Below are 23,604 nucleotides of genomic sequence, written 5' to 3' on the forward strand. Positions count from 1 at the left end.
CCACCATGGGCCCGTGGACGCGACCGAGCCCGCGCCGACCGGGGACGACGAGGCAGCCCTGGACGCGTCCGCCGCGCGGCTCGACCTGTACCGCTACGTCGGCGGCGCCGAGCACACCGGCGACTACCTGGCGATCATGCGGCTGTTCGGTTCGGGGCTGCTCATCGACCTCTCCGCCGCCGAGCTGGCCGAGCGGCTGGCCGAGCAACCGGGCCGCGCCGGCCCCCCGCTCGACGTCGACACCGTCGAGGACCGCTGCGACCAGCTCGTCCGCTGGGGCAACCTCGTCCGCTCGGTCCGCGACGCCCGCGTGCGCACGATCGCCGACTGGCAGCGCGCCCGCACCCGCTACCAGATCTCCAAGCTCGGCGGCCGGGTGCAGCGCCAGGTCGACGAGCTGCTCACCACGACCGAGGGCGCGCGTGAGGTCGCCCGCGAGCTGCTGGCCGGCACCGCCGACCGGCTCGCGCTCATCCGCCGGCTCGCCACCGGCGAAACGGTCGACCCCGAGCGGCTCGCCGCCGAGGTGACCACGCTGTTCGGCAACCAGCGGGTGTTCCTCGACAGCCTCGCCGACTTCTACGCCTACCTGGCCACGGTGCTCAGCCGCTACGACCTGGCCGGCGAGGAGTACGCCACCTTCAAGGGCGTACTGCTCGACTACGTCGACCTGCTCGGCTCCGACGTCGGCCGGCACGCTCCCCTGGTCGTCGACCGGCTCGCCGAGCTGCAGCCGCACGTGCCCACCGTCGTCGCCCGGCTGGCGGAGCTCCCGGGTCTGACCGGCGATCGCGTCGAGCGGCTGCCCGGCCGCACGGAACGGGACTGGGCCGAGTTCGCCACCTGGTTCACCGAGGGCGCGGGCCGGTCGGGGCCCGACCGGCTGCGCGCCGCCGCCGAACAGGCCCTCGGCCAGCTGCTCACCAACGCCAAGCGGATGGTGTCCGCCGCCGGCACCGGCCTGTCGCGTCGCGACGACCTGCTCCGCCTGGCCGCCGTCTTCGCCGCCTGCGACGACGACGAGACCGCGCACCGGCTGTGGGCGGCCACCTTCGGCGCCGCCCCGGCGCGGCACCTAGCGCTGGGACCCGAGGACGACGACGGCCGCATCCCGCCGACGGAGTCGTGGTGGGACGCCCCACCGGTCGACGTCCCGGTGTCGGTCCGCGAGCAGGGCGACCGCACCGCCCGCGGCCGCTCCGCGCGGGTGCCCGACCCGGGGCTGGACCGCGCGCGGCTGCTCGCCGAGGCCGACGCAGAGGCGGCGACCCTCCGCGCGGCGGCCGCCGAGCTGTCCGCGGCCGGCCGGCTGCACGGGGCGCGGCTGTCGCCGGCCGCCCGCGACCTGCTGCTGGACCAGCTGGCCGCGGTCATCGCCGTCGACCAGCTGCTCGACCGGCCGGCGGAACGGTTCGACGCCGACCTGGGGTTCACGCTGCGCGTCGAGCCCGGCGCGGACACCGTCGTCGACGCCGCCGACGGCCGGACGACGGTGCACGGGCTGGCGCTCTCCGTCGTCGGCGCGGACGTCGTGGACGGGGACGACCGATGACCGCCGCCGTCACCACCTCCGCGCACGACGCGGCCGAACGACGGATCGCCGCCCGCGCGCTGCTGCTCACCCCCGTGCTCACCCTCGACCGGCACCCCGAGACGATGCGGCTGGTCCGCCGGCACGGCCCGGCGCTGCGGGCGCTGTTCGCCACCCAGCTCGGCTACGTCCTCGTCGTCGAGTCCACCTTCGCCCGCCTGCTCAAGGCACCGCCCGAGCCCGGCTTCCCGGCCCGTCCCGCCCGCCGCGCCGACCGGCAGCCCTTCACCCGGCGCAGCTACCTGCACCTGTGCCTGGTCGGTGCGGCGCTGCTGTCGCCCTCGGCCGGGGAGCAGGTGCTGCTCTCCCACCTGATCGAGCAGGTGCGGGCCGACGCCGCCGGACAGGGCCTCGCGATCCCCGACACGCTGACCGAGCGCCGGTCCCTCGTCGCCGCGATCGACCTGCTGGTGCGGTGGGGCGTGCTCTCCGAGACCGACGGCAGCACCACCGGCTGGGCCGAGCGGCGCGACGAGGCGCTGCTCACCGTGCACCGGCCGCTGCTGCCCTACCTGCTCACCGGGCCGCTCCCGTCGGGGGCCGACGCCGCGACGATCCTCGCGCCGGCCGCCGACGACCAGCCGCGCCGCCGCCTGCGCCGGCTGCTGGTGGAGCACCCCGTCGTCCCCCGCGCGGCGCTGGACGGCGACACCGCCGACGTCCTCTCCCGCGAGCGCCGAGAGACCGCCCGGCAGCTCGACGAGCACTTCGGCCTGGTGCTCGAGACCCGGGCCGAGGGCGTGCTCGCCCACGACCCCGACGCCTCGCTGTCCGACCTGACCTTTCCCGGCATCGGCACGGTCCGGCAGGCGGCGCTGCTCCTGGTCGAGCAGCTCGTGCTGGACCACATGCCCGACCCCGACGCGCGCCGGGCCACCGGCGCGCATCCACCGGAGGTCGCCGTTCCGTGGGCGGCCGTCGACACCGCCCTCGCCGCGCTGCTCGCCCGGTACGGCCGCGGCTGGGAACGCCGGCTACGCGAGGACCCCGGCGCGCTGCGCGCCGAGGTGGTCGACCTGCTCACCTCGCTGTCGCTGTCGACGGCGGACGGCGACGGCCTGCGGGTGCACGCCGTCGCCGCGCGCTACCGGACCGAGGTGACCCACTCCCGCGCGCCCGCCCGCCCGGCCGAACCGGTCGCGGACGGGCCGGGGCTGTTCGACCTGGAGGAGGCGCCGTGACCGGCACACCCCGGTGGCGGCTGCACCGCGCCGGCATCCAGAACGTCTGGCACTACTGGGACACCGAGTTCCGGCTGACCGGCGGGCGCATGGTCCTGCGCGGCACCAACGGCTCGGGCAAGTCCCGCGCCCTCGAACTGCTGCTGCCCTTCCTGCTCGACGCCGACCGCCGCCGGATGGACTCCAGCGGCTCGGGTCAGGTCAGCCTCGACCGGCTGATGCGGGTCGGCGGCCCGGAGACCGGCAACCGGGTCGGCTACCTGTGGCTCGAGCTCGCGCACACCGACAGCACCGCCCCGCCTGCCCGCTTCCTCACCCTGGGTGCGCACCTGCGCTGGTCGTCGTCGACCGGCACGGTGAAGGTGCACTGGTTCACCACCGACCGCCGGGTCGGGCACGACCTGCCGCTGCTGGACGCCGACCGGCACGCCCTGACCCGGGACGAACTGGGCCGCCTCGTCGGCACCGAGCAGGTCACCGACTCCGCCGACGCGCACCGCGAACGGGTCCGCCGCCTCGTCTTCGGGCTGGACGACGCCCGCGCCGAGGAGCGCTTCGACGGGCTGACCCAGCTGCTGCACACCCTGCGCTCCCCCGACGTCGGCAACCGCATCGACGAGGGCCGCCTGCCCGCGCTGCTGTCCGACGCGCTGCCGCCGCTGTCCCAGGCCACCCTCGACGCCGCCGGCGCCAAGCTCGACGAGATCTCCGAGACCCGGGCCCTGCAGGAGCGGCTCGAGCGCGGCGTCGCCGACCTGGAGAAGTTCCTCGGCGCCTACCGCCGGTACGCCCGGGGCGAGCTCGCCGCCGCCACCGGGCGGGCGCGCGACGCGGCCCGGGACCGCCGCCGGGCCGATCGGGCCGACGCCGCTGCCCAGCAGGCCCACGCCGACGCGCGAACCGCCGCCGCCGCTGCCGCCGCCGCGCACGCCGAGGCCCGCGAGCACCTCGGCGAGGTCGAGGCGACGCTGCGCGGGCTGCAGGAGTCCGCCGAGCACCGCGACCTGCTCGAACGCGCCCGGACGGTCGCGGCCCAGCGAGCCACGGCCGGCGTCGCCGCCGACCGGTCCGCCGGAGCGCGGCGGACCGAGGAGGAGGCGGCCGGCCGCGTCCACCGGGAAGCCCGGGAGGCCGTCGAGGTCGCGGCCCGGGCCTCGGCCCGGCTCGGGGACCTCGCCGAGCGGGCCGCAGGAGCGGGCGTGCCGAGCACCCTCCCGGGTGAGCTCGCGGCCCGGCTCGTCGACGAGCCCGGCGCCACCGAACCCGTGCGCGGCCGACCGGACGGCGACCTCGAGCCGCACATCCGCCCGTCCCGGGCGACCGTGGACCTCGGCGACGCCGATCCGGCGGGCCTGCGCGCGGCGGCCGGCGCGGTCCGCCAGGCCGCGACCGACCGGCGCGCCCTCGTCGACACCCGGCTCGGCGAGCACCGGCGGCTGTCCCGCGAGGAGAACGCCGTGCTCCGGGCCGAGCAGCGGCGCGACGAGGCGACGGAGCGGGAGCGGGACGGCGCCGCCCGGCGCGACGCCGCCGTCGAAGCGGAACTCGCCGCACGCGCGGCGCTGCAGGACCGGTGGCGAGCCTGGACCGGCGACGCGCAGACCGCCGCGCGGCTCGGCGACGTCGACTGGACGGCCACCGCGGTGGGACTGCTGCTCGCGGCCGGCGACGACCCCGGCGAGCTCGACGGGAACGCCCTCGACCGGCTGGACCGCGCCGCCGCCGACGCCGCCGTGCAGGCGACCGAGCGGCTGCTCGCCGAGCGCGCCGACGTGCGGCGGCAGCGCGAATTCCTGGTCGAGCGGACCGAGGAGCTGGCCGCGGCGCTCGCCGCGCTGCGGAACGACCACGATCCGGAGCCCGAGCGGCCGGGCTGGACGGCCCAGCAGTCCGGCGTCCCGCTGTGGCGGGCGGTCGACTTCGCCGCCGGCGTCGACCCGGCGGAGCAGGCCGGTGTCGAGGCCGCGCTCATAGGCTCCGGTCTGCTCACTGCCGTGCTCGCGGCGGACGGGGTGGTGGCGCCGGGCAGCGGCGAGCTGCTGGTGAGCGCGGCCGGGGAACGCGCCGCCCGGCCGCTGTCGCAGGTGCTGGTGCCCGATCCCGACGGGGGCGCGCCGGCCGATCAGGTGGCCGCCGTCCTCGACCGGATCGGCTGGGCCGACCGGACCGGCTCGAGCTGGCTGGCCGCCGACGGCTCCTTCCGGCTCGGTGCGCTCACCGGCCGGCACACCGTTCCGCACGCCCGCCACATCGGCGCGACCGCGCGGGCCCGGCACCGCGCCGAGCGGATCACCGAGCTGGACGCCGAGCTCGCCGGGGTGCAGGCCGGTGCCGATGCGCTCGACGCCCGGAGCGCCGAGCTGTCCACGGCGCTGGGTGAGCTCGCCGAGCACGTACGCGCAGCCCCCCGCTCGGGTGCCGTGCGCGACGCGGCCGCGGCTCGCCGGAGCGCGGAGCGCGAGCTGGAGCGCGAAGCGGCGGCCGCCGCCCGGCTCGACCGGGAGGCCGGCGAGCTGCGCCGCGCCTGGGACCTCGGTCACCAGCGGCACGCCGAGGCCTGCGCGCGCCTGGGCCTGGCGCCCGAGGAGCCGGTCCTGACCACCGCCCGCGACCGTGCCCGCGACGTCGCCGTCGCCGCCGAGGCGGCGGCGACGTCCCTCGGCGACCTCGGCCGCGCACTGGCCCGGGTGGCGGAGGCGTCGGCAGCGGCCGACCAGGCTCGGGAGAACCGGACCGCCGCCGAGGCAGCAGCGGAGCGGGAGCGCGCCGTCTGGCACGAGGCGGCCACCGCGCTGGCCGCCGCCGAGCTCGCCGCCGGGCTGGACGCCGACACCGCGCGGGCCGAGCTGCGGGCCGCCGAGCGGGCGGTGCTCGATGCCCGGACCGCCGAACACGCGACCGAGCAGCACCGGCAGGACACCCGTGACGCGCTGGTGCGCACGGAGGCCGTAGCCGGCGCAGCCGCCGCGGCCGCCGGTGCGGCGCGGATCGAGGCCGACGCGGCGGAGGCGGCGCTGCGCCGGCGTGCGGAGCTGCCCGGCCTCGCCGAGGCGGCCGGCCTCCCCGACCTGCCCGCGGCCGGGCCACTGGTCGACGCCGTGCTGGCCGGCCTGCCCGACCCGCTGCCGGAACCCGATCCCGACGGCTACCAGAAGGCGCTGCGCGAGCTGGACCGCAACCGCGACCCGGCCGACTACGACCTGCTCACCTCGGTGGTCGACGGGGTGAACCTGGTGGCCATCGCCGAGGCCACCGGCCGACGGACGCTGCCCGGCGCGGTCGCCGAGATGGTGCGCCGCCGCGACCTGGGCCGGGTTGCGCTGACCGAGCGCGAGCAGCGCATCTTCACCACCTTCGTGCTCGGCTCGGTCGCCGACGAGCTGCGCCAGCAGCTGCTCTGGTCGACCCGGCAGGTCGAGCTGATGAACGAGCGCCTGGCCGGCATCCGCACCAGTCACGGGATCGGCGTGGAGATCCGCTGGCCGCTGGCCGAGGACGCGAGCGGCGCGACCGCCCGGCTGGAGGAGCTGGTGGCGACCCGCGCCTCGGCCCGCTCCGCCGAGGCCAACACCGAGCTCACCGACCTGCTGCGCGCGCGGGTCGAGGAGCAGCTGCGCACCGACCCGGCGCAGGGGTACGCCGGCGCACTCCGCGCGGCGCTGGACCACCGGTCCTGGCACACCGTCGAGGTCTTCATCCTCGGCCCGGCCGCCGGGGACCGCCGGCGGATCAGCCGGCGCGCCCGCCTCTCCCAGGGCGAGACGCGGGTGGTCAGCTACCTGGCGCTGTTCGCCGCGGCCGACGCGTTCTTCGCCGGCCTGCCCGACCCGGAGGCGCTGCGGCTGATCCTGCTCGACGACGCCTTCGCCAAGGTCGACGAACGGACGATCGGCGAGCTCATGGCCCAGCTGGTGAAGCTCGACCTGGACTTCGTGATGACCGGCCACGCGCTGTGGGGCTTCGGGCCGGGCGTGCCGGCGCTCGACGTCTACGAGGTGCGCCGGGCCGAGGGAACGCCGGCGATCACCACCCGGGTGCACTGGGACGGCACGAGCCGGCACGTGTTCCGGTGACCGCACCCGCCGCTGCTCTCTGGGCCGAGCTGCGCGCACCGGCGCTCGCGCCGGTCTGGACCGGCGTCCGCCGGCGGCTGGAGGCCACCGGGCTGCAGCCCGTTGGGCAGGTGGAGGTCCCGCTGGACGCCGTCGCCGCCGACCTGCTCGGCGGGATCCTCGGCCGTCGCCTGCGGCCGGGTCGACGGCGGCTCGCGCTGGCCGACCTGGACGCCGTCCTGCGCCGCTCCCCCGCCGCCGCGTCGCTGGTCGAGGTCATGACGGCCCTCGGCGGGCCGCTGCGCGACCGCCCGGCCGAGAAGGCGGCCGCGGCCGGCCTGCGGCAGGGGATCGACGAGGCGTGGGAGGCGCTGCTCGCAGGGGCCGATCTGGCCGGCCCGTGGGTGGCGCGGTGGACGGCCGGTCTGCGGGCGGACGGCCTGCTGGGACCGTCGTCCTCGAGTGCGCTGCCGGTCGCCGTCGCCGCCGTCGCGCGGGTGCTCGCCGATCCGGCGCCGCGGACGCTCGGCGAGCTGGCCGCGCTGGTGGCCGGGGACGCCCATGCGCTGGACCCCGGTCGCCGGGCCGGGCGCGTGGCGCTGCGCGGCCTGGCCGCCCGGCGCGGCGAGCCGCCGCCGGCGACGGCCGGTGACCGCAGCCGGCTGTGGGCGAGCGCGGACGTCCGCACCGACGACGTGTCCGGCACCGTGCTGGTGCTCGGCTGGCGTCCCCCGGGCACCGGCCGGTGGGCCGGCATGATGCGCGAGCGAGCCGAGCTCGGGCTGGCCACCCACCTGACGCTGCGCGAGCTCAGGAGGGCGGACGGGCCGTGGGCGGTGCCCGGCGCCGTCGTGCACGCCTGCGAGAACCCCCAGGTGGTGCAGGCGGCTGCCGACCGGGACGTGCCCGGGCCGCTGGTCTGCCTGCAGGGCAACCCGTCCGCGGCCGGGTCGCTCCTGGTCGACCGCCTGCTCGCCGATGGCGCCCGGATCCGCTACCACGGCGACTTCGACTGGCCCGGGCTGGCCATCGCCGGACGGGTGCTGGCCCGCGGCGCCGTCCCGTGGCGGTTGTCCGCAGCCGACTACCGAGCCGCGCTGCCGATCGGCGCCGGCGTTCCGCTCACCGGCACCCAGGTGGCGACGCCGTGGGACCCGGATCTGCAGCCGGCTCTCCGCGAGAGCGGCCGCGCCGTGCACGAGGAGGCCGTGCTCGACTCGCTGCTCGCCGACCTCGCAGCGGGTGTCGTCAGCTGACGAGCTCCGCGGCGCTCCAGACCCATCTCCTCACGTTCGGCCGAGCGTCCGAAGCAGCTGAAGAGGCGCCACCTGTGGACAACGGCCGCAGCGGTCGCCCGGATCGGCCAGAGTCCCGGCGCATGTCGACCCGACCGAGTCCCGATGTCCGCACGACCAGCGACGCCGAGCTGACCGAGCGCTGGGCCGCTCTCCTGCAGCTCGACGGCCCGCCGGTCCGCCGCTCGCTGTGGCTGACCTGGCTGCGCCGCGACGGCACGATGGTGCCGTTGCTGATCCCGGTGGACGACGTACCGCTCGAGCCCGACCGCGAGGTGCTCGGCAACCTCACGCTGCTCCACCAGACGGTCGCCGGGTCCGAGGACGTCGACCCGGGCGAGCTGCACCTGGCGATGCTGGTCGAGCGGCGCGGCCCGGCCGGCCTCTCCCCGGACGACCACGCGTGGTCCTCGGCCGTCGAGGCGGTGCTGCGCGACCGCGCCGGCCTCGACTGCAGCCTCCACGTCGGCAACGGCCGCGCCGCCGTCTCCGTCCTCCCCCGCGGGCAGTGGCCGGCGTGATGAGCAGGACATCTCTGGCCTACAGAAGTGCTACGGTCGTAGCCGTGCGCGTCGCCTCCCGGGAACTCCGCAACGACACGGCCGGCGTCCTCCGCCGAGCCGCGGCCGGCGAGTCCGTCGAGATCACGGTGAACGGCGAGCCGGTCGCCGAGCTCGGGCCGCTGCGCGGGCGCCGACCGCACTGGACGAGCGGCACTGCCCTGGCTGAACGGCTCGCGCGGAGCCAGTCCGACCCCGCCCTGTCCGAGGAGCTGCGGGGCCTCGCCGGGGGAACGGACGAGCTCGGCCCGCTGCCGTGACCCGCGGACTGCTCGACACCAGCGTCTTCATCGCTCGCGAGGACCGGGCCCTCGACGTCACGCTCCTGCCCGACGAGGTCGCCGTCTCGGTGATCACGTACGGGGAGCTCCGAGCCGGTGTGCTCGCCGCCGACGACCTGTCCGTGCGCTCGCGCCGGCTCACCACCCTGCAGACCGTGGCCGACCTCAACCCCCTGCCGATCGACGCCTCCGTCGCCGACGCATGGGCGGAACTGCGGCTGCGCCTCGCGAGGTCGGGCAGGCGGCTGAAAGTCAACGACACCTGGATCGCGGCCACCGCGCTGGCCCACGGGGTGCCGGTCGTGAGCCAGGACACCGACTTCGACGCGCTCGCCGACCTCGGCGGCCCCGCGGTCATCCGGCTCTGACCGCGCGGCCGGGCACCTCGGCTACCGGCGGGGACCCGAGCCCGGGGAACCAGCCGCCGCCGTGATCGCCTCGAGGTAACGACGGACGACGTCGGCCGGCACGCGACCGCGGTCGCTGACCACCACCCCGTTCTGCACCGCCCACCGCCGGACGTCGGCGGGCCGCGGCGCGGCGGCCGGCACCGGCCCGGCGGAGGCGAACGTCGCCTCGGCACCGGCCGTGGCCGCGGCGGCGTCGAGCTCGGCCAGGCAGGCGCCCAGCCACCGGTAGGCCCACTCCTGCGCCAGCGGACGCGTCTCGCAGAACACGATCGGCACCGACGGGAAGCGCGCCTGCGCCTCCGCCAGCGCCTCGGCCGCGGCCGCGCCGGGCCAGTGGTCGAGGGCGAACAGCCGGCTGTAGCGGTCCTCGACGACGACGGCCGCCCGCGGCAGCGCCGCCAGCTCGGCCAGCGCGTAGGTCAGCTTGCCCGAGCGCAGGCTGCCGGCCAGGTCGGCGATGCTCTTGCGCTCCACCGCGGCGAGCACCTCGTCGTCGCGGAGGACCGCGTAGTCACCGGCGGACAGGCGCCGCCGGGCGGTGACGGCCTGCTGGTGGCCGAAGGCCCACGGGTACTTCTCGCCGGTGTCGACGGCGATCTCCAGCACCCGCCCGGCCGCCCGGGCCGTCGGCAGCGCGACCCCCGGGCGGGCCTGCTTCGTGGTGCTCGGCGTCTGCCAGAAGATCACCTCCCGGCCGCGGGCGCGGGTGAGCACCAGCTGGGACCGGTTCTGCCGCGCCCGCGTCAGCACCAGGTCGATGGCCGGGCCGCGCCGGGTGCACGAGCGCACCGCGTGCCGTTCCAGGACCTCGGCGTCGGCCGGCCAGCCGGCGGCGCGGTGGCAGTAGACCTTGGTCGCGCCCGGCCAGGTCTCCCGCGCCTTGACCACGATGCCGTCGGGCCCGAGCGGCACCCGGATCAGGTACGGCAGCGAGGAGTCCGGCTCGGGGTTGCGCGCCACCAGGAGGTCGTCGACCACGGGACCACCCTGGCACGCGAAGCACCCGGCGCCCGGGTACGCGGCGGCCCGCTCCCCCGACCGGGTCAGTCGGCGGGACTCAGCGCGCCACCACGTCGAGCCGCGCGGCGATGCGCCCGACGTCGACCGAGCCTGCGGCCACGTCCACCACGAGGGCGAAGGCGGACTCGTCGTCCAGGCCGGGTGCGGCTCCGTTCAGGTCCAGGAAGACGACGGTCGCCAGCCACCCGAGACGCTCGTTGCCGTCGACCAGCGCGTGGTGGCCGACCAGTGAGTGGAGCAGCGCCGCTGCCTTGAGAGGGAGGGTCTCGTAGGCGTCTCGCCCGAAGACCTGGGACCGAGGCCTTGCCGCAGCGGAGTCCAGGAGGCCGACGTCCCGCACGGGACCGGCACCCAGCAGCCGGGTCAGCCCGAGGAGGTCCTCGAGATCGAGGTACTCGACCGGGTTCACGCGTCGCCGAGACGGCGCAGGACGTCGTTCCACTGCTCGGCGAGGCGCCGCGCACTCTGCTCGACGCGGGCGGTATGACCGCTGCGCTCGTACCGCTCGAGCACAGCCCGGCGCACGATCTCCTGCCGAGACGTGCCCTCGGCAGCAGCGAGCGCGGACAGCGCCCGGTCCAGTTCGTCGTCCGTACGCAGAGTCATGGCCACGATCCGATGGTATCGGACTGGTACCAGCCAGACGGGCTTCGCGCATCAGCCGGTGGCGACGGAGCCGGTCCGGTTCGGCACCAGCTCCACCCACGTCGTCCCCGGTGCCAGCGTCACCGGCGACCCGTCCGCGAGCGTGAGGACGACGGGCTCGCCCACCGACGCCTTCGACCAGGACGCCTCGACCGAGTGCCCGCCGGTGGCCACCAGCGCCTCGCCCTCACCGACCACCACCGTCTCCGGCACCGGGTTGCCGATGCTGTCGGTGAACTCGGTGTCGACCACGTCGACCCGAAGCACCACGACGTTCGTCGCCCGCAGCCGGACACCGTCGCTGTCCACCGCCGGCGCCGAGCCCTCCGAGCGGAGCCACGCGGCCTCCTCGGCGCTCCAGTCCCACTGCGGCTCGGCGACCGGCGACAGCGCCAGGTCGAGCCCGGCGGCCGGCGTCCCCTCGGCCGGCGCGGTCGGCTCGGCGGCGAAGGCGAACTGCTGCGGCGGCGGGTCGCGGTGCGCGTCGTCGGCCTGGGCCAGCAGCGCCGCCGGGTCGACGTAGGTGTTGTGCGGCGCCTCGCGCCCCGGGGCCCGGTAGTAGCCGTCGGCACCGGAGTCGGCGCTGACGTCCTGCAGCCCCGCCGCGCGCACCGCCTCGACGAACGGCGCCTGCCCGCCCGTGTAGGCGAACAGGCCCCGCAGCGGCGCGGCGATCGGCGCGTCCATCGGCCGCACCGAGCGCACCGGCCCGACCGCGGGCGGCACCGTGGAGTGGTAGACGGCGACGTAGCGGCTGATGCCGCCCTCGACCACCTCCTCCCACACCACGTCCGCGGCGTTCAGCCCGGTCTGCGGGCGGGCGGCCGCCGAGTTCTCCACCTTCACCGCCAGCGCCGGCCGCGCGGTGTCGTCGCCGGCGGCGTCCACCCCGGTCAGCGGCCACACCCCGGGCGGCGTCGCCGACGACGGGGCCGGGTCGGGGTCGCCGTCGGACACGCAGGCCACCGCCACGCTGAGCAGGAAGCCGGTGGCCACGGCCGACGCGAGCCACCGCACTCCCCCGCCACGGCGAGTACGAGGTGCGGGAGGACGGGACGGCACGGGAACACTCCTCGACGACACGGCAGGACGACCCCGGCGGAGACCGTCAGGTCGCACGCTAGGGCGCGCCCGGCCCGATCGGGCCGTGCCGCACCGGACGTGCGGCAGTCGCTCAGCTCGAGGAGATCACCCGGCGCAGGGTGCACGACATGGCCGTTGTGGCTACAGTTGCCGGTGCCGATGTGGCCACAGGGGGCGCGGATGAGCACGGTCGGGGTGCGCGAGTTGCGCGACGGCCTGAGCCGGTACCTCGCCGAGGTCCGCACGGGAGGGACGGTGACGGTCACCGACCACGGCCGACCGGTCGCTCGCATCGTCCCCGTCGACCGGCCCACGGCCCTGGAGAGGCTCATCGCCGAGGGGATCGTGCAGCCGCCGAGACGGCGCAAGGGGTCGCTCCCCGAGCCGGTGCGGGCACAGGGCACGGTCAGCGACCTCGTTCCCGAACAACGCGGGTGATCGCCTACCTCGACACCTCGGCGATCATCCCGCTCCTCATCGAGGAGCCGGCCAGCGAGACGTGCACTGCGCTGTGGGACGCCGCTGCCGACGTCGTGTGCAGCCGCATCGGCTACGTCGAGGCGGCCGCAGCACTGGCGCAGGCCGCCCGGCTGGGGAGGGTGACCGACGACCAGCAAGATCAGAGCCTGACGCTGCTCGACCACTTCTGGGACGAGGTCACGGTCCTCCCCGTGGACGAGCCCCTCGTCCGGCGAGCGGCCGCGCTCGCGCGCGAGCACTCCCTCCGCGGATACGACGCCGTGCACTGCGCTGCAGCACTGGTGATCGCCGATCCCGATCTCGTCGTGGCCTCCGGAGACCGCGACCTCCTCGCCGCCTGGGAGACCGAGGGACTGCAGGTGGTCGACACCCACTCCTGAGCCGGACGGGCCGCGGCCTCGGCGATCGACGGCGGTCTGCGACAGAGCGACCTCGACTGCGGCCACGACCGCACCAGGTCCCGGTCCTCCCGCGGGAACAGCGGGCCGGTCAGGTGAACAGGCCGCGGATGTCCTCGGCGGTCAGCGGGCCGGTCAGCGCGCCGTCGTCGTCCTCCACGACCCGGGCGAACAGGTCGCGCTTGCGCTCCTGCAGCGCCAGCACCTTCTCCTCGATCGTTCCTGCGGCGACCAGCCGGTAGACCATCACCGTCTTGTCCTGGCCGATCCGGTGCGCCCGGTCCACCGCCTGCGCCTCGGCCGCCGGGTTCCACCACGGGTCGAGCACGAACACGTAGTCGGCCTCGGTCAGGTTCAGCCCCGACCCGCCGGCCTTGAGGCTGATCAGGAACACCGGGACCTCGCCGGACCGGAACGAGGAGACGACGGCATCGCGGTCGCGGGTCGACCCGTCCAGGTAGGCGTAGGGCAGCCCCTCGGCGTCCAGCCGCTCGCGCACCGTGCGCAGGAAGCCGGTGAACGAGCTGAACACCAGGGCCCGGTGCCCCTCGGCCACCACCTCGCGCAGGTTCTCCAGGAACGCCTCGGCCTTGCTCGACCCGATCCCGGCGTACCCGTCGTCGACCAGGACCGGGTCCAGCGCCAGCTGCCGCAGCAGCGTCAGCGACCGGAAGATGGTGAACCGGTTGCGCTGCAGGTCGTCGACCAGGCCGAGCACCTTGCGCCGCTCGGCCTGCAGGTGGGTGTCGTAGACCTTGCGGTGCCTCGGGGCCAGCACGACCTCGAGCACCTGCTCCTGCTTGGGCGGCAGCTCGGCGGCCACCTGCTCCTTGGTGCGCCGGCGCATCAGCGGCGCGATCCGCCGGCGCAGCGCCGCCAGCACCTCGGCGTCGCGGTTGCGCTCGATCGGCACCCGGTAGTGCTCGGCGAACAGCTTCGGGTTCGGGAACAGCCCCGGCGCGACGATCGACAGCATCGCCCACAGGTCCATCAGGTCGTTCTCCACCGGCGTGCCGGTGATCGCCAGCCGGAACCGGGCCGGCACCCGCCGCGCCGCCGCGTACGTCTTGGCCCGGTGGTTCTTCACGAACTGCGCCTCGTCGAGCACCAGCCCGCTCCACGCCAGCTCCCGGTAGTCGGCCTCCCCCAGCCGCAGCAGCGCGTACGAGGTGACGACGACGTCCGCGCCGGCCACCGCGTCGGCCAGCGACGTCCCCCGCTTGCGACCGGTCACCGGGACCACCCGCAGCCGGGGAGCGAACCGCTCCGCCTCCCGCGCCCAGTTCGACACCACGCTGGTCGGCGCCACTACCAGCACCGGCGCGGTCAGCTCGCCGGCCTCGTGCGCCCGGCACAGCAGCGCCAGCGTCTGCAGCGTCTTGCCCAGCCCCATGTCGTCGGCGAGCACCCCGCCCAGGCCGAGGTCCCACAGCACCGACAGCCACTGGTAGCCCTCGAGCTGGTAGGGCCGCAGCCGCGCGGCCAGCGACGCCGGTGCCGGGGACGGCGGCGCGGCCTGGACCTCCAGCAGCCGGCCGACGTCGCGCTCCCACCGCTCGCTCTGCTCGTCGACCACGCCCAGCTCGACGAGCTCCTCCCACAGCCCGGCCTGGTAACGGCTGATCCGCAGGTCGGGCTCGTCGGTGGCATCGGTCTCCTGCAGCGCCCGCGCCTCGTCGAGCAGCCGGCGCAGCCGGTCGAACTCCGGCCGGCGGACGTCGAACCACGTGCCGCTGGGCAGCAGCAGGAACTCCTCGCCCAGCGCCAGCGCCGCGAAGACCTGGACGAACGGGATCTCCTCCCCGTCGACGCGCACGGTGACGCCCAGGTCGAACCAGTCGCCGTCGGCGGTGTCGGTGGCCGACACCGTCACGACGGGCGCGGCGTCGGACCGGCGGTAGTCGGGCGGCTCGCCGACCTGCTCGACCCGCACGCCGGCCGCGGCCAGCCGGGGCAGCCACTCGGCGGTGAGGACGGCGGCGTCGATGCCCTGCAGCTCCGCGGTGGGCACCGGCCGCTGGGGGTGCCCGCGGAACAGCCGGGTCAGCCGCTCGGGCGGCAGCGGCAGGGCGCGGATCAGCCGGTCCTCGGCGGCGGCGTCCCGCCCGGTGTCGGGGACGACGCCCGTGCCGCGGGCCAGCGGCAGCCGCCGCACGTCGTCCCCCGTCCGGTAGAGCACCGACCAGCCGAGCGCGGCCCGGTGGCCCGGCTCGTGCTCGACCCGCAGGCACAGCTCCGGCGGCCGCACCTCGGGCAGCTCCACCGAGGTCGAGCGGACCGGCAGCGCGCGGCGCAGCGCCGGGTAGAAGCCGCCGAGGAACCGCTCCCGGTCGGCGGCGGGCACCCGCACGACCCGCGCCGACAGCAGCTTCTGCACCCCGCGCGGCACCTGCTCCAGCGCGGTGAGCACCAGCCCGCCGCCGTCGGGGACCAGCACCGCCCCGTGCGCCGGGTCGCCGATGGGCGTCAGGTCCCCGGCGGGCACGCGGACGTCGTCGGCCAGGTGCACGACCGGCTCCAGGCGGAGGCCGCCCATGCCGTCGTCGTGCACGTCGACCACGAGCTCGCCGGGCTCGGGCAGCAGCCGCACCGGCCGGCCGTCCCGGGTCAGCAGGGTGACGCCGTCCTCCACCGCGCGCCGCAGCGCCGGCCACACCCCGGGCCCGAACTCCTCCAGCACCACCGGCGGCTCGGCCGTGTTGCCGTACCAGTGGTTCTGCCCGCGCACGCGGGAGGCCTCGTACAGCCCGAGCAGCGCAGCCACGTGCGCCGGGTCGCGGTTGGTGTGCCGCTCGTGCGGGAGGTTCCGCCACGACACCCCGGTCCGCACCCACTTCGCCCGGGCGCCCGGGACCACCGGCTGCAGCCGGACGGTCGTCGGACGGTTCGGCCGCTCCTCGACCTGGAACTGCACGCCCATGGGCACGAACGGCCGCGCCCCCGGCCGGCCGGGCTCCTGCACCAGGTCGGCGAGCACGCGTTCCCACGTCGGCTGCGGCGCCGGGACGGCGGCCGGTGTCCCGTACGGGTCGACGGACACCGCGCGGTCGCGGGCAGTGAGGAGCATCGCGGCGACGTGCTTGCAGTTCACCGCGACCGGGCAGCTGCACGCCCCCCGCCAGCGGTCGTCGGCCCGGTCGTAGCGGGCGAACGCGTGGTAGAGCAACCCGCCGCTGCCGGCGACGTCGGCGCCGACCTCCAGCCCGCCGGGCCGGAGCTCGAGGTCGAGCACCCGGCCGTCGCGGGCGTAGGCGGCGCCGCGGCGGAACGCGTCCTCGCCGACCGACCGGCGGACCACCGGGTCGGCGAGCAGGATGCGGAGCTCCTCGGGCACGGATCGAGCGTAGGAGCCGGGGACGACCGGTCTCGGGCCGTCCACACTCACGCTCGGGCCGGACGGGATCTGTGGACAACGGGGAGATGAGTCGTGGCGAGCTGCCACGGTGCCCGCCATGACGACGTCCCTCCCGCCCTTCCCAACCGCTCCGCCTGGCAGGCTCGCCCGTCCCGTCCCCGCCGCCGTGCCGCGACGTCGGTTCCGGAGCCGGTCGACAGCGACTCTCGGCTTCGCGCTCGTGACGGCCGCCGCAGGCCTGTTCGCACTCGACGGCGACTCCCGCCCCGCGTTAGCCGGACCGCTCACCCCACGCATGGCGGTCGAGGCCTACTTCGCCACCACAGGCACCTTCGACGGCGAATCACGCTGGGAGCTCATGTGCCGTGCCGAGCAGCAGAAGCTGGGTTCGCGTCAGGCCTATCTGCGGTCCATCGCCGAGCTGCGGCGGACACATCCCGACCCGTACGCCCCCGACTCGCACGTCATCGGCATGCGGAGCGCGGATCCCGCCGAGGGCGACGGCTTCGCGGTCACCCTCGCCTTGACCGGCGGAGGTGGCTCTGGATGGGTCGGCGAGGTGCTCGTCGTCTGGGAACGCGGCGGCTTCCGCGTCTGTGGCGTCCTCTGAGCCGACGGGTCCACCATGGGGTCCGGCCGAAGGACCAGGGAGGAGCGACCGTGCCCACCGCCCGGAAGCGAACCGCCCTGCTCGCGCTGCTCCTGGCGGTGTCTCCGGGGTGCACGGCGACCGCGGACGAGCCGGCGCCGGACGTATCCTTCGACGAGGTGCTCGGCACCCTCGACCTCGACGAGGCCGTGGGGACGGACGCGCGGATGTCGTCCCTCGCCGCCCGGCCGACCGGTGGCGCCGTCGTCCTCCTCGACACCGGCGACGGCGGGGTGCTGGTCGACCTCCTGGTCCAGGACGGCGAGCCGCGGGCCGGGGACGCCACGCCCGTGGCCTCGAGCGGCGAGGTGCTCGTGACCCCGGGCGGCATCCCGCTCGTCGTCGGCACCGGCGCGACGGGCGACACGCTCGAGCTGGTCGACGGCCCGGCCACCACCTCGCTGGGCGCCGCACCGGAGGTCGTCGCCGCGGCCCTCACCCCCGACGGCACGACCCTCGTCGTGGCCGCGGCCGACCGGCAGCTGATCGCCGTCGACCCCGCCACCGGGCAGGCGACCGCCACCGGCGAGGTGCCGGCGGGCACCGTCACCCGGCTGGCGGCCCGTCCCGACGGCGGGGTCGCCGCCCTCCTCGCGACCGACGACGGCCGGGGCACCGCGCTGCTCCGCCTCGACGCCGAACTACGGCCGGACGGCGACCCGGTCGAGCTGGTCCCCAAGGAGGCCACCCGCCCGGCGGACCTGCAGGTCACCGACGACGACACCGTCGTGGTCACGCTCACCACCGCCGACTCCGGCCGGCTGCTCACCGTCACGGGCGAGGAGGTGGGCCTCACCGTCGACCTCGGCCGCAGCGCCGACTCCGGCCTCGACCTGGTGGTCAGCCCCGACGGCCGTTACGCCACCGTGCCGCTGGCCGCGCTGCAGGAGGAGGCCCGCGTCGCCACGTTCGACCTGCGCGACGGCGAGCAGGTGGGCGAGACCGTGCTGTGCGACGGCTTCGGCAGCCTCGGCGCCACCGTCCTCTCCCTCGACGGCGACATCCTCGTGGTCACCGGCGTCTGCCTGGCCGACGGCGCCACCCGCGCCTGGCTCCTCGGCCGCTGACGCGGACGCACCCCGCCTCTAGAGCTGCAGATGCAGGCGCAGCGCGTCGTCGAGCGCCAGGAGCAGGTCCTCCGGCAGCCGCCCCAGGACCGGACCGACGCGCTCCACCGCCACCGACCGGACCTGTTCGGCTTGCGCCTTGGAGTCGACGCGCAAGCCGCAGGCGTCGGCAGGCAGGAGGGTCTGGAACGGGAACACCCGCGCCACGTTGCTGCTGAGCGGCACGACCGTCACGACCCCTCGGCCGAGGCGGGCCGCCGTGGCGTTCGCCTGGTCGTTGCTGACGATGACGGCGGGCCGGCGCTTGTTCGCCTCGCTGCCCCGCACGGGTTCCAGGTCGATGAGTCGGACCTCACCGCGGTGCATCCGCCGCCCCGTCGGCGACCGTCGACTCCCAGGCCTCCTGCTCCCCGGAACTCACCCACTCGTCCCACGCGGCGGCGTAGTCGTCCCTCAGGTCCGGCTGCCGGAGGAGGTGGAGCGCGCGCTGGATGACCGCCGACCGCGTGGTGAGACCGGACCTGCGGCGGTAGTCGTCCACGAGCGCGACGTCCTCGTCGGTCAGGCTGACGCTGAGCTTCACACCGGGATGCTACCGCGGTAGCACCTCGGGGGCGCGGCTCAGCACTCAATGCAGCGTGGGCCGGTAGACGAGCTCCAGGGTGCGGCCGTCGAGCGTCCGGCTCTCCAGCAGCTCGAGGTCGAAGTCGGCCGCGCCGGCGAGGACCGGGTCCGTGCCGGTCCGGCCGGTGATCACCGGGAAGAGGGTCAGCTGCACGCGGTCGACCAGGCCGGCGGCCATCAGCGACCGGTTCATCGACAGGCTGCCGTGCGAGCGCAGCGGCACCGGCGACTCCTCCTTGAGCCGGGCCACGACGTCGACGGCGTCCCCGACGGCCAGCGTCGCGTCGGGCCAGTCGAGCGGGCCCTCGAGCGTCGTCGACACCACCGTCGTCGGCATGTGCGTCATGCGGTGGTTGATCGGGTCGTCGGCCTCCGACACCCCCGTGGCGTCGCCCATGAACCCCACGAACTGCCGGAAGGTGGTGCCGCCGATCACCAGCCGCTGGTCGACCCGGTACTGCGCGAGGCGGCGGGCGAGGAACTCCGGCCCCTGCTTGCCCCAGTAGCCGCCCCAGTCCCCGAACTCGTCGTAGGAGCCGAAACCGTCGATGCTGCTGAAGACGTCCCAGGTGTAGCTCGCGGTCATCGATGACTCGGGTGCCGGTCGGTCGGTCCGCCACTGCAGACCGGCGACGGCGGCGGACCTCATCGGGCGCGGCTCAGTCCCACCACAGCGTCCACACCGGCTCGCCGACCAGGCAGCGGGCCAGGCCCTCGACCGTGCCGCCCGCCCGCCAGCCGAAGGCGTCCGTCGGCCCGTCGAGGGAGATGACGTCGCGGCACAGCGCGGTCACCTCCGCGGCGATCGGCAGCGCCTCCTCCAGGGACGCCGGCGGGTGCGGCAGCAGCAGCGTCATCCGGGCGAACCCCAGCCCGGCGAGGACGACGCCGAACCGGTCCTCCCAGCTGCGCAGCACCGCGGCGACCTCCTCGGTGCGGCGGTAGTTGCAGGCGCCGTACCAGCCGATCACGGCGACCGCGTCCGCCGGTCGGTCGCAGCGCACCAGGCCCAGCCGCGACAGCCCGAAGCGGTCGAGCCGGTCCCCCGGCACCGACGCCGGCTCCCCGCGGACGGGCAGCGGCGGCGCCAGCCCGGGGAAGGGCGCGCCGAACGGCCGCAGGTGCTCGACGTACGGGTTCTCGCCCATGGGCACGAGCCAGCCCGCCCACGCGCCGGCCAGGAGCTCGGCCGGGTCGAGCGCCTCGACGTCCGCGACCGGCACCGGGTCGAACTCGCCCGCGTCCCAGGGCCGCTGGGTCGCCGCGTACTCCAGCGGCATGGTCAGCAGCGGCCACAGCCCCGTGTCGGGGAACCGGTCCACCAGCCCCCGCCACCGCTGCGCACCGCCGACGACCTCCTCGTCGGTCAGCCACATCGCCGGCGCCGGGGTCGCCCGGACCGGCCGGCCGGCACCCAGGTAGACCTCGCCCAGCCGCAGCGGCCCCGGCGGCGGCAGGTCGGCCGAGGTCGACCGGACCGGACCGAGCTCGGCCAGCACCGGCACGTCGAGGCGGCCGGCGGAGGAGGAGTCGAACAGCGGCAGGGAGGAGCGTGAGCGGGTCATGCCACGACCCTCCGCCGGCGCTCCGCGCGCAGGCCCCGCCGTCCGCGATCTGTGGATCGGGCCCCGGGTTGGGGACGGCGACCTCAGGCCGGGTCGACCTGGGGACGGCGACCTCAGGCCGGGTCGACCTCCACCCGGCCGTGCCGCAGCACCGTCTGCCCGCCCGACTCCGCCTCGAACGCGAACGCGTGCCGGCCGCCGTCCGCGGGCCCCGCGTCGTACACCCCCACCGCGATCTCGTCGCCGGGGAACGCGTAGCGGGCGAAGCGCACCGCGATCCGCCGGATCCGGTGCGGCTCCCCGCCCGCGGCCAGCGCCACCAGCGCCCGGCTCGCGATGCCGAGCGTGCACAGCCCTTGCAGGAACTTCCCGCGGTCGCCGGTCATGGGCCGCGCCGCGCGGTCGTCGACATGGATCACGGCCCGATCCCCCGACGCCCCGGCGTAGCGGAAGGTCTGGTCGGCCGTCGTCGCCAGGACCAGCGAGCCGACCCGCCGCGAGCGGGCCTCCTCCGGGAACGTGTGGTCGGCCATCGGCCGGCCCCGGTCGCCGCCGGTGACCTCGCCCAGGTACATCACCGACCAGAAGTGCTCGTAGACCAGGTCGCCGGCCTCGTCGACGCTGGCGACGCGGCTGAACAGGTTGAGCCCTCCGCGGTTGGTGACGGCCGAGCCGACCTCCGCGGTGGTCCGCAGCACCGTCCCCGGCCGCAGCGGGCGGTGGATGTACAGGTCGGTCTCGCCGTGCCCGGCGCCCCGCCCGCCGGTCAGCGCCTCGTGGTCGGGGCGCAGCACCGAGGCCAGGAACGGCTGCAGCCCGGGCACCACCGCGTACGTGGGCGGCACCGCGCGGCCGTCCTGGTAGCGCGGGTCGTCGTCGTTGACCGCCAGCGCGAAGGCCGCGATCTCCCCCGGGTCGCTGGAGCTCTCGACCGCCCCGGTGACGTGCCCGAACGGGATCCTCGTGGTGTCCATGGGCTCTTCCTAGCGGTCGGCGACGCACCGATCCCTGGCCGCGGACCGCGCGGGCGAGGACCCTGGCACCCGGCGGCAGCGTCGCCGTCCGGGAGGGGGAACACCGTGTACGCCCGATCCACCACCATCCGCGGCCTCACCGCCGCCGTCGACGCCGGCATCGCCTACATGCGCGAGGAGGCGCTGCCGGCCGTCCAGCAGATGCCCGGCTGCGTCGGGCTGTCGCTGCTCGTCGACCGCGACACCGGCCGCTCCATCGCCACCTCCGCGTGGCGCGACGAGGAGGCCATGCACGCCAGCGCCGCCCTCGTGCACCCGATGCGCAACCAGCTGGTCGCGGCCTTCGGCGCCGAGATCGAGGTGCACGAGTGGGAGATCGCCGTCCTGCACCGGGCGCACGCCATGCACGACCGCGGCGCCGCCCGGCTGACTTGGGTGCGCGTCGACGACGGGCAGATGGACCGGTTCCTCGAGGCCTACCGCGAGGTCCTCGTGCCGCGGCTGGAGGAGCTGCCCAACTTCTGCAGCCTCAGCCTGCTCGCCGACCGGGCGAACGACCGCGCGGTCAGCACGGTCACCTTCCACAGCCGGGTGGCGCTGGAGGCGGTGCGCGACCGCGCCCGCATGATGCGCGACGAGTTCACCCGGTCGGTCGGCGCGCGGGTGCTCGACGTCGCCGAGACCGACGTCGTCCTCTCCCACCTGCGGGTGCCTGAACTGGTGTAGCCCCGAACTGGTGTAGTCCCTAGCCGGCCAGCAGCCCCATCAGCGCCTCGCGGTGCTCGGCGGGCAAGCCGAACAGCAGCTGCGAGCTCTTGGCGCGCCGGTAGTACAAGTGCGCCGGGTGCTCCCAGGTGAACCCGATCCCGCCGTGCACCTGGATGTTCGACGCCGCCGCCTCGAAGTACGCGTCGCCGCAGAACGACGCCGCCACCCGCGCGGCCATCGGCAGGTCGCGCGAGCCGGCGTCCACCGCCGCCAGCGCCGCCGCGGCCGCGACCCGCATCCGCTCGACGTCGATGAGCACGTCCGCGCACCGGTGCTTGACCGCCTGGAACGACCCGATCGCCCGGCCGAACTGGTAGCGGGTCCGCGCGTACTCCACGGCCGTCTCGAGCACCCGCTGCGCTCCGCCCACCTGCTCGGCGGCCAGCCCGGCCAGCGCCCGGTCCAGCATCGCCGCGCGCACCCGGTCGCCGTCGCCCTGCCCGCCCACCAGCGTCGCCGGCGTCGCGTGCAGCTCCACCCGCGCCTGCCGGCGGGTGAGGTCCAGCGTGCGCAGCGGCGTCCGCGACAGGCCGCCGGCCGCGGTGTCCACCGCGAACAGCGACGTCCCGCCCTCGCACGCGGCGAACACCAGCAGCAGGTCCGCGCCCGCGCCCTCGACGACGCCGTCCGTCGTCCCGTCCACCAGCCAGCCGCGCGACCCGGCGACCGCCTCGCACGACGGCGCTCCGGCCAGGCCGCCCACGGCCACCCGCAGCGACCCGTCGGCGATCCCGGGCAGGTACCTCGCGTGCGCCGCGCCGTCCCCGGCCAGCAGCAGCGCCGAGGCGCCGAGCACCACGGTGGACAGGAGCGGCGCGGGCAGCAGCGCCCGGCCCGCCTCCTCCAGGACGACGCCGAGCTCGCCGAACCCGGCGCCGGCCCCGCCGAACTCCTCGGGGACGACCAGGCCGGTCAGCCCGAGGTCGGCCAGCCGCGCCCACAGCCCCGCGTCGAACCCGGTCGGCGAGTCGGCGATCCGCCGCACCTCCGCCTCGGGCACCACCGACTCGAGGAAGCCCCGCACCGTCGTCCGCAGGTCCTCCGCCACCGAGGTCACGAGCGGCCACCCCCCGCCTTGAGCTCGCGGAACGGCACGTCCCGGTCGACCGCCGGTTCCCGGGGCAGCCCGAGCACCCGCTCGCCCAGGATGTTCTTCATGATCTCCGGCGTGCCGCCGGCGATGGCGCCGCCCGGCGCGCCCAGCAGCGCCTGCGTCCAGCGCTCGGCGTCGGCGTCGTCGGCCGGCCACGCGGTTCCGGCGGCGCCGAGGAGCTCCAGCCCCACCTCGGCCGCGTGCCGGGACAGCTGCGCGCCGGCCAGCTTGGCCACCGACCCCTGCGGACCCGGGGTGCGGCCGGCCTTGACGTCCTCGCGGATCCGGCTCGACAGCAGCTCCATCAGCCGCTCCTCCACGAACACCGACGCCAGCGACTGCCGCAGCACCGGGTCGGCCAGCCCGCCGCGGCGCCGGGCCAGGTCGGCCAGCGCCGCGAACTCCCCACCGCCCAGCCCGCCGGCCCAGCCCGCCGCTGCCCGCGCCGATCGACACCCGCTCGTTCATCAGCGTCGTGACGGCGGCCTGCCAGCCGCGGCCGACCTCGCCGAC

24 protein-coding genes are annotated in these 23,604 nt (G+C 76.2%); 12 read left to right on the forward strand and 12 right to left on the reverse strand.

Annotated elements, in window-relative coordinates; translation table 11 throughout:
- Window positions 1-13 precede the first annotated feature (13 nt).
- The 7 genes from ACK586_RS18000 to ACK586_RS18030 all read left to right on the forward strand — a co-directional run bounded on the left by ACK586_RS18000 (window position 14) and on the right by ACK586_RS18030 (window position 9,328).
- Complete coding sequence (locus ACK586_RS18000; protein ID WP_409331870.1) at window positions 14-1,552, forward strand: TIGR02677 family protein; 1,539 nt, start codon at window positions 14-16, stop codon at window positions 1,550-1,552.
- Window positions 1,549-2,772, forward strand: a complete 1,224-nt coding sequence (locus ACK586_RS18005; protein ID WP_409331871.1) for a TIGR02678 family protein — start codon at window positions 1,549-1,551, stop codon at window positions 2,770-2,772. The genes ACK586_RS18000 and ACK586_RS18005 overlap by 4 nt, the downstream gene beginning before the upstream one ends.
- Window positions 2,769-6,845, forward strand: a complete 4,077-nt coding sequence (locus tag ACK586_RS18010; RefSeq protein ID WP_409331872.1) for an SbcC/MukB-like Walker B domain-containing protein — start codon at window positions 2,769-2,771, stop codon at window positions 6,843-6,845. Before ACK586_RS18005 ends, ACK586_RS18010 begins: the two co-directional genes overlap by 4 nt.
- Complete coding sequence (locus ACK586_RS18015; RefSeq protein ID WP_409331873.1) at window positions 6,842-8,080, forward strand: TIGR02679 family protein; 1,239 nt, start codon at window positions 6,842-6,844, stop codon at window positions 8,078-8,080. Before ACK586_RS18010 ends, ACK586_RS18015 begins: the two co-directional genes overlap by 4 nt.
- A 122-nt stretch (window positions 8,081-8,202) precedes the next feature.
- Complete coding sequence (locus ACK586_RS18020) at window positions 8,203-8,640, forward strand: hypothetical protein (RefSeq protein ID WP_409331874.1); 438 nt, start codon at window positions 8,203-8,205, stop codon at window positions 8,638-8,640.
- Window positions 8,641-8,684: 44 nt separating this feature from the next.
- A complete protein-coding gene (locus tag ACK586_RS18025) occupies window positions 8,685-8,939 on the forward strand; it encodes a type II toxin-antitoxin system Phd/YefM family antitoxin (protein ID WP_409331875.1) in 255 nt (84 codons plus the stop codon).
- Window positions 8,936-9,328 (forward strand): type II toxin-antitoxin system VapC family toxin, encoded by a 393-nt coding sequence (locus ACK586_RS18030; RefSeq protein ID WP_409331876.1) that lies wholly within the window; start codon window positions 8,936-8,938, stop codon window positions 9,326-9,328. The genes ACK586_RS18025 and ACK586_RS18030 overlap by 4 nt, the downstream gene beginning before the upstream one ends.
- Before the next feature lie 21 nt (window positions 9,329-9,349).
- Here ACK586_RS18030 and ACK586_RS18035 read toward each other — a convergent pair whose 3' ends face one another.
- The 4 genes from ACK586_RS18035 to ACK586_RS18050 all read right to left on the reverse strand — a co-directional run bounded on the left by ACK586_RS18035 (window position 9,350) and on the right by ACK586_RS18050 (window position 12,031).
- Entirely contained in the window at window positions 9,350-10,348 is a 999-nt protein-coding gene (locus tag ACK586_RS18035) for an ERCC4 domain-containing protein (protein ID WP_409331877.1), read from the reverse strand.
- A 79-nt stretch (window positions 10,349-10,427) separates the two neighbouring features.
- Window positions 10,428-10,799, reverse strand: a complete 372-nt coding sequence (locus tag ACK586_RS18040) for a type II toxin-antitoxin system death-on-curing family toxin (RefSeq protein ID WP_409331878.1) — start codon at window positions 10,797-10,799, stop codon at window positions 10,428-10,430.
- Complete coding sequence (locus ACK586_RS18045; protein WP_409331902.1) at window positions 10,796-10,996, reverse strand: ribbon-helix-helix protein, CopG family; 201 nt, start codon at window positions 10,994-10,996, stop codon at window positions 10,796-10,798. The genes ACK586_RS18040 and ACK586_RS18045 overlap by 4 nt, the downstream gene beginning before the upstream one ends.
- Before the next feature lie 51 nt (window positions 10,997-11,047).
- Entirely contained in the window at window positions 11,048-12,031 is a 984-nt protein-coding gene (locus ACK586_RS18050) for a DUF3048 domain-containing protein (RefSeq protein ID WP_409331879.1), read from the reverse strand.
- A gap of 267 nt (window positions 12,032-12,298) precedes the next feature.
- On the opposite strand from ACK586_RS18050, the gene ACK586_RS18055 reads away from it, so the two are divergent.
- Complete coding sequence (locus ACK586_RS18055; protein WP_409331880.1) at window positions 12,299-12,556, forward strand: type II toxin-antitoxin system Phd/YefM family antitoxin; 258 nt, start codon at window positions 12,299-12,301, stop codon at window positions 12,554-12,556.
- Window positions 12,553-12,978, forward strand: coding sequence for a type II toxin-antitoxin system VapC family toxin (locus ACK586_RS18060; RefSeq protein WP_409331881.1), 426 nt, complete (start codon window positions 12,553-12,555; stop codon window positions 12,976-12,978). The genes ACK586_RS18055 and ACK586_RS18060 overlap by 4 nt, the downstream gene beginning before the upstream one ends.
- 109 nt (window positions 12,979-13,087) lie before the next feature.
- On the opposite strand, the gene ACK586_RS18065 is transcribed toward ACK586_RS18060, so the two are convergent.
- Complete coding sequence (locus ACK586_RS18065; RefSeq protein ID WP_409331882.1) at window positions 13,088-16,330, reverse strand: DEAD/DEAH box helicase; 3,243 nt, start codon at window positions 16,328-16,330, stop codon at window positions 13,088-13,090.
- A gap of 241 nt (window positions 16,331-16,571) precedes the next feature.
- Here ACK586_RS18065 and ACK586_RS18070 point away from each other — a divergent pair, with 241 nt between their 5' ends.
- Both ACK586_RS18070 and ACK586_RS18075 read left to right on the forward strand, forming a co-directional pair.
- Window positions 16,572-16,961: a hypothetical protein gene (locus ACK586_RS18070; protein WP_409331883.1), complete on the forward strand. Its 390-nt coding sequence runs from the start codon at window positions 16,572-16,574 to the stop codon at window positions 16,959-16,961.
- Between the two features lie 50 nt (window positions 16,962-17,011).
- Window positions 17,012-18,067, forward strand: a complete 1,056-nt coding sequence (locus tag ACK586_RS18075) for a WD40 repeat domain-containing protein (protein ID WP_409331884.1) — start codon at window positions 17,012-17,014, stop codon at window positions 18,065-18,067.
- A gap of 18 nt (window positions 18,068-18,085) precedes the next feature.
- Here ACK586_RS18075 and ACK586_RS18080 read toward each other — a convergent pair whose 3' ends face one another.
- The 5 genes from ACK586_RS18080 to ACK586_RS18100 all read right to left on the reverse strand — a co-directional run bounded on the left by ACK586_RS18080 (window position 18,086) and on the right by ACK586_RS18100 (window position 21,230).
- Entirely contained in the window at window positions 18,086-18,433 is a 348-nt protein-coding gene (locus ACK586_RS18080) for a type II toxin-antitoxin system PemK/MazF family toxin (RefSeq protein WP_409331885.1), read from the reverse strand.
- A complete protein-coding gene (locus ACK586_RS18085; RefSeq protein ID WP_409331886.1) occupies window positions 18,420-18,650 on the reverse strand; it encodes a ribbon-helix-helix protein, CopG family in 231 nt (76 codons plus the stop codon). Before ACK586_RS18085 ends, ACK586_RS18080 begins: the two co-directional genes overlap by 14 nt.
- Window positions 18,651-18,695: 45 nt before the next feature.
- A complete protein-coding gene (locus ACK586_RS18090; protein ID WP_409331887.1) occupies window positions 18,696-19,277 on the reverse strand; it encodes a dihydrofolate reductase family protein in 582 nt (193 codons plus the stop codon).
- A gap of 73 nt (window positions 19,278-19,350) precedes the next feature.
- The gene (locus ACK586_RS18095; RefSeq protein ID WP_409331888.1) at window positions 19,351-20,256 is read right to left on the reverse strand and encodes a DUF4253 domain-containing protein; all 906 of its coding nucleotides are present in this window, start codon (window positions 20,254-20,256) and stop codon (window positions 19,351-19,353) included.
- A 113-nt stretch (window positions 20,257-20,369) separates the two neighbouring features.
- Window positions 20,370-21,230 (reverse strand): MaoC/PaaZ C-terminal domain-containing protein, encoded by an 861-nt coding sequence (locus ACK586_RS18100; protein ID WP_409331889.1) that lies wholly within the window; start codon window positions 21,228-21,230, stop codon window positions 20,370-20,372.
- Between the two features lie 105 nt (window positions 21,231-21,335).
- Here ACK586_RS18100 and ACK586_RS18105 point away from each other — a divergent pair, with 105 nt between their 5' ends.
- Complete coding sequence (locus tag ACK586_RS18105; protein ID WP_409331890.1) at window positions 21,336-21,956, forward strand: antibiotic biosynthesis monooxygenase; 621 nt, start codon at window positions 21,336-21,338, stop codon at window positions 21,954-21,956.
- A 19-nt stretch (window positions 21,957-21,975) separates the two neighbouring features.
- On the opposite strand, the gene ACK586_RS18110 is transcribed toward ACK586_RS18105, so the two are convergent.
- Window positions 21,976-23,055, reverse strand: a complete 1,080-nt coding sequence (locus tag ACK586_RS18110; RefSeq protein WP_409331903.1) for an acyl-CoA dehydrogenase family protein — start codon at window positions 23,053-23,055, stop codon at window positions 21,976-21,978.
- Entirely contained in the window at window positions 23,052-23,441 is a 390-nt protein-coding gene (locus ACK586_RS18115; protein ID WP_409331904.1) for an acyl-CoA dehydrogenase family protein, read from the reverse strand. Before ACK586_RS18115 ends, ACK586_RS18110 begins: the two co-directional genes overlap by 4 nt.
- Window positions 23,442-23,604: the final 163 nt, after the last annotated feature.

It is taken from the genome of Trujillonella humicola (assembly GCF_046233715.1).
GTDB classification, from domain to species: Bacteria; Actinomycetota; Actinomycetes; order Mycobacteriales; family Geodermatophilaceae; genus Trujillonella; species Trujillonella humicola.

Bases quoted from the DNA above. Each gene is read 5' to 3' on its own strand.
- ACK586_RS18005 (WP_409331871.1), top strand. From the start codon at position 1,549: ATGACCGCCGCCGTCACCACCTCCGCGCACGACGCGGCCGAACGACGG.
- ACK586_RS18020 (WP_409331874.1), top strand. From the start codon at position 8,203: ATGTCGACCCGACCGAGTCCCGATGTCCGCACGACCAGCGACGCCGAG.
- ACK586_RS18045 (WP_409331902.1), bottom strand. From the start codon at position 10,996: ATGACTCTGCGTACGGACGACGAACTGGACCGGGCGCTGTCCGCGCTC.
- ACK586_RS18055 (WP_409331880.1), top strand. From the start codon at position 12,299: ATGAGCACGGTCGGGGTGCGCGAGTTGCGCGACGGCCTGAGCCGGTAC.
- ACK586_RS18080 (WP_409331885.1), bottom strand. From the start codon at position 18,433: ATGCACCGCGGTGAGGTCCGACTCATCGACCTGGAACCCGTGCGGGGC.
- ACK586_RS18090 (WP_409331887.1), bottom strand. From the start codon at position 19,277: ATGACCGCGAGCTACACCTGGGACGTCTTCAGCAGCATCGACGGTTTC.
- ACK586_RS18095 (WP_409331888.1), bottom strand. From the start codon at position 20,256: ATGACCCGCTCACGCTCCTCCCTGCCGCTGTTCGACTCCTCCTCCGCC.
- ACK586_RS18100 (WP_409331889.1), bottom strand. From the start codon at position 21,230: ATGGACACCACGAGGATCCCGTTCGGGCACGTCACCGGGGCGGTCGAG.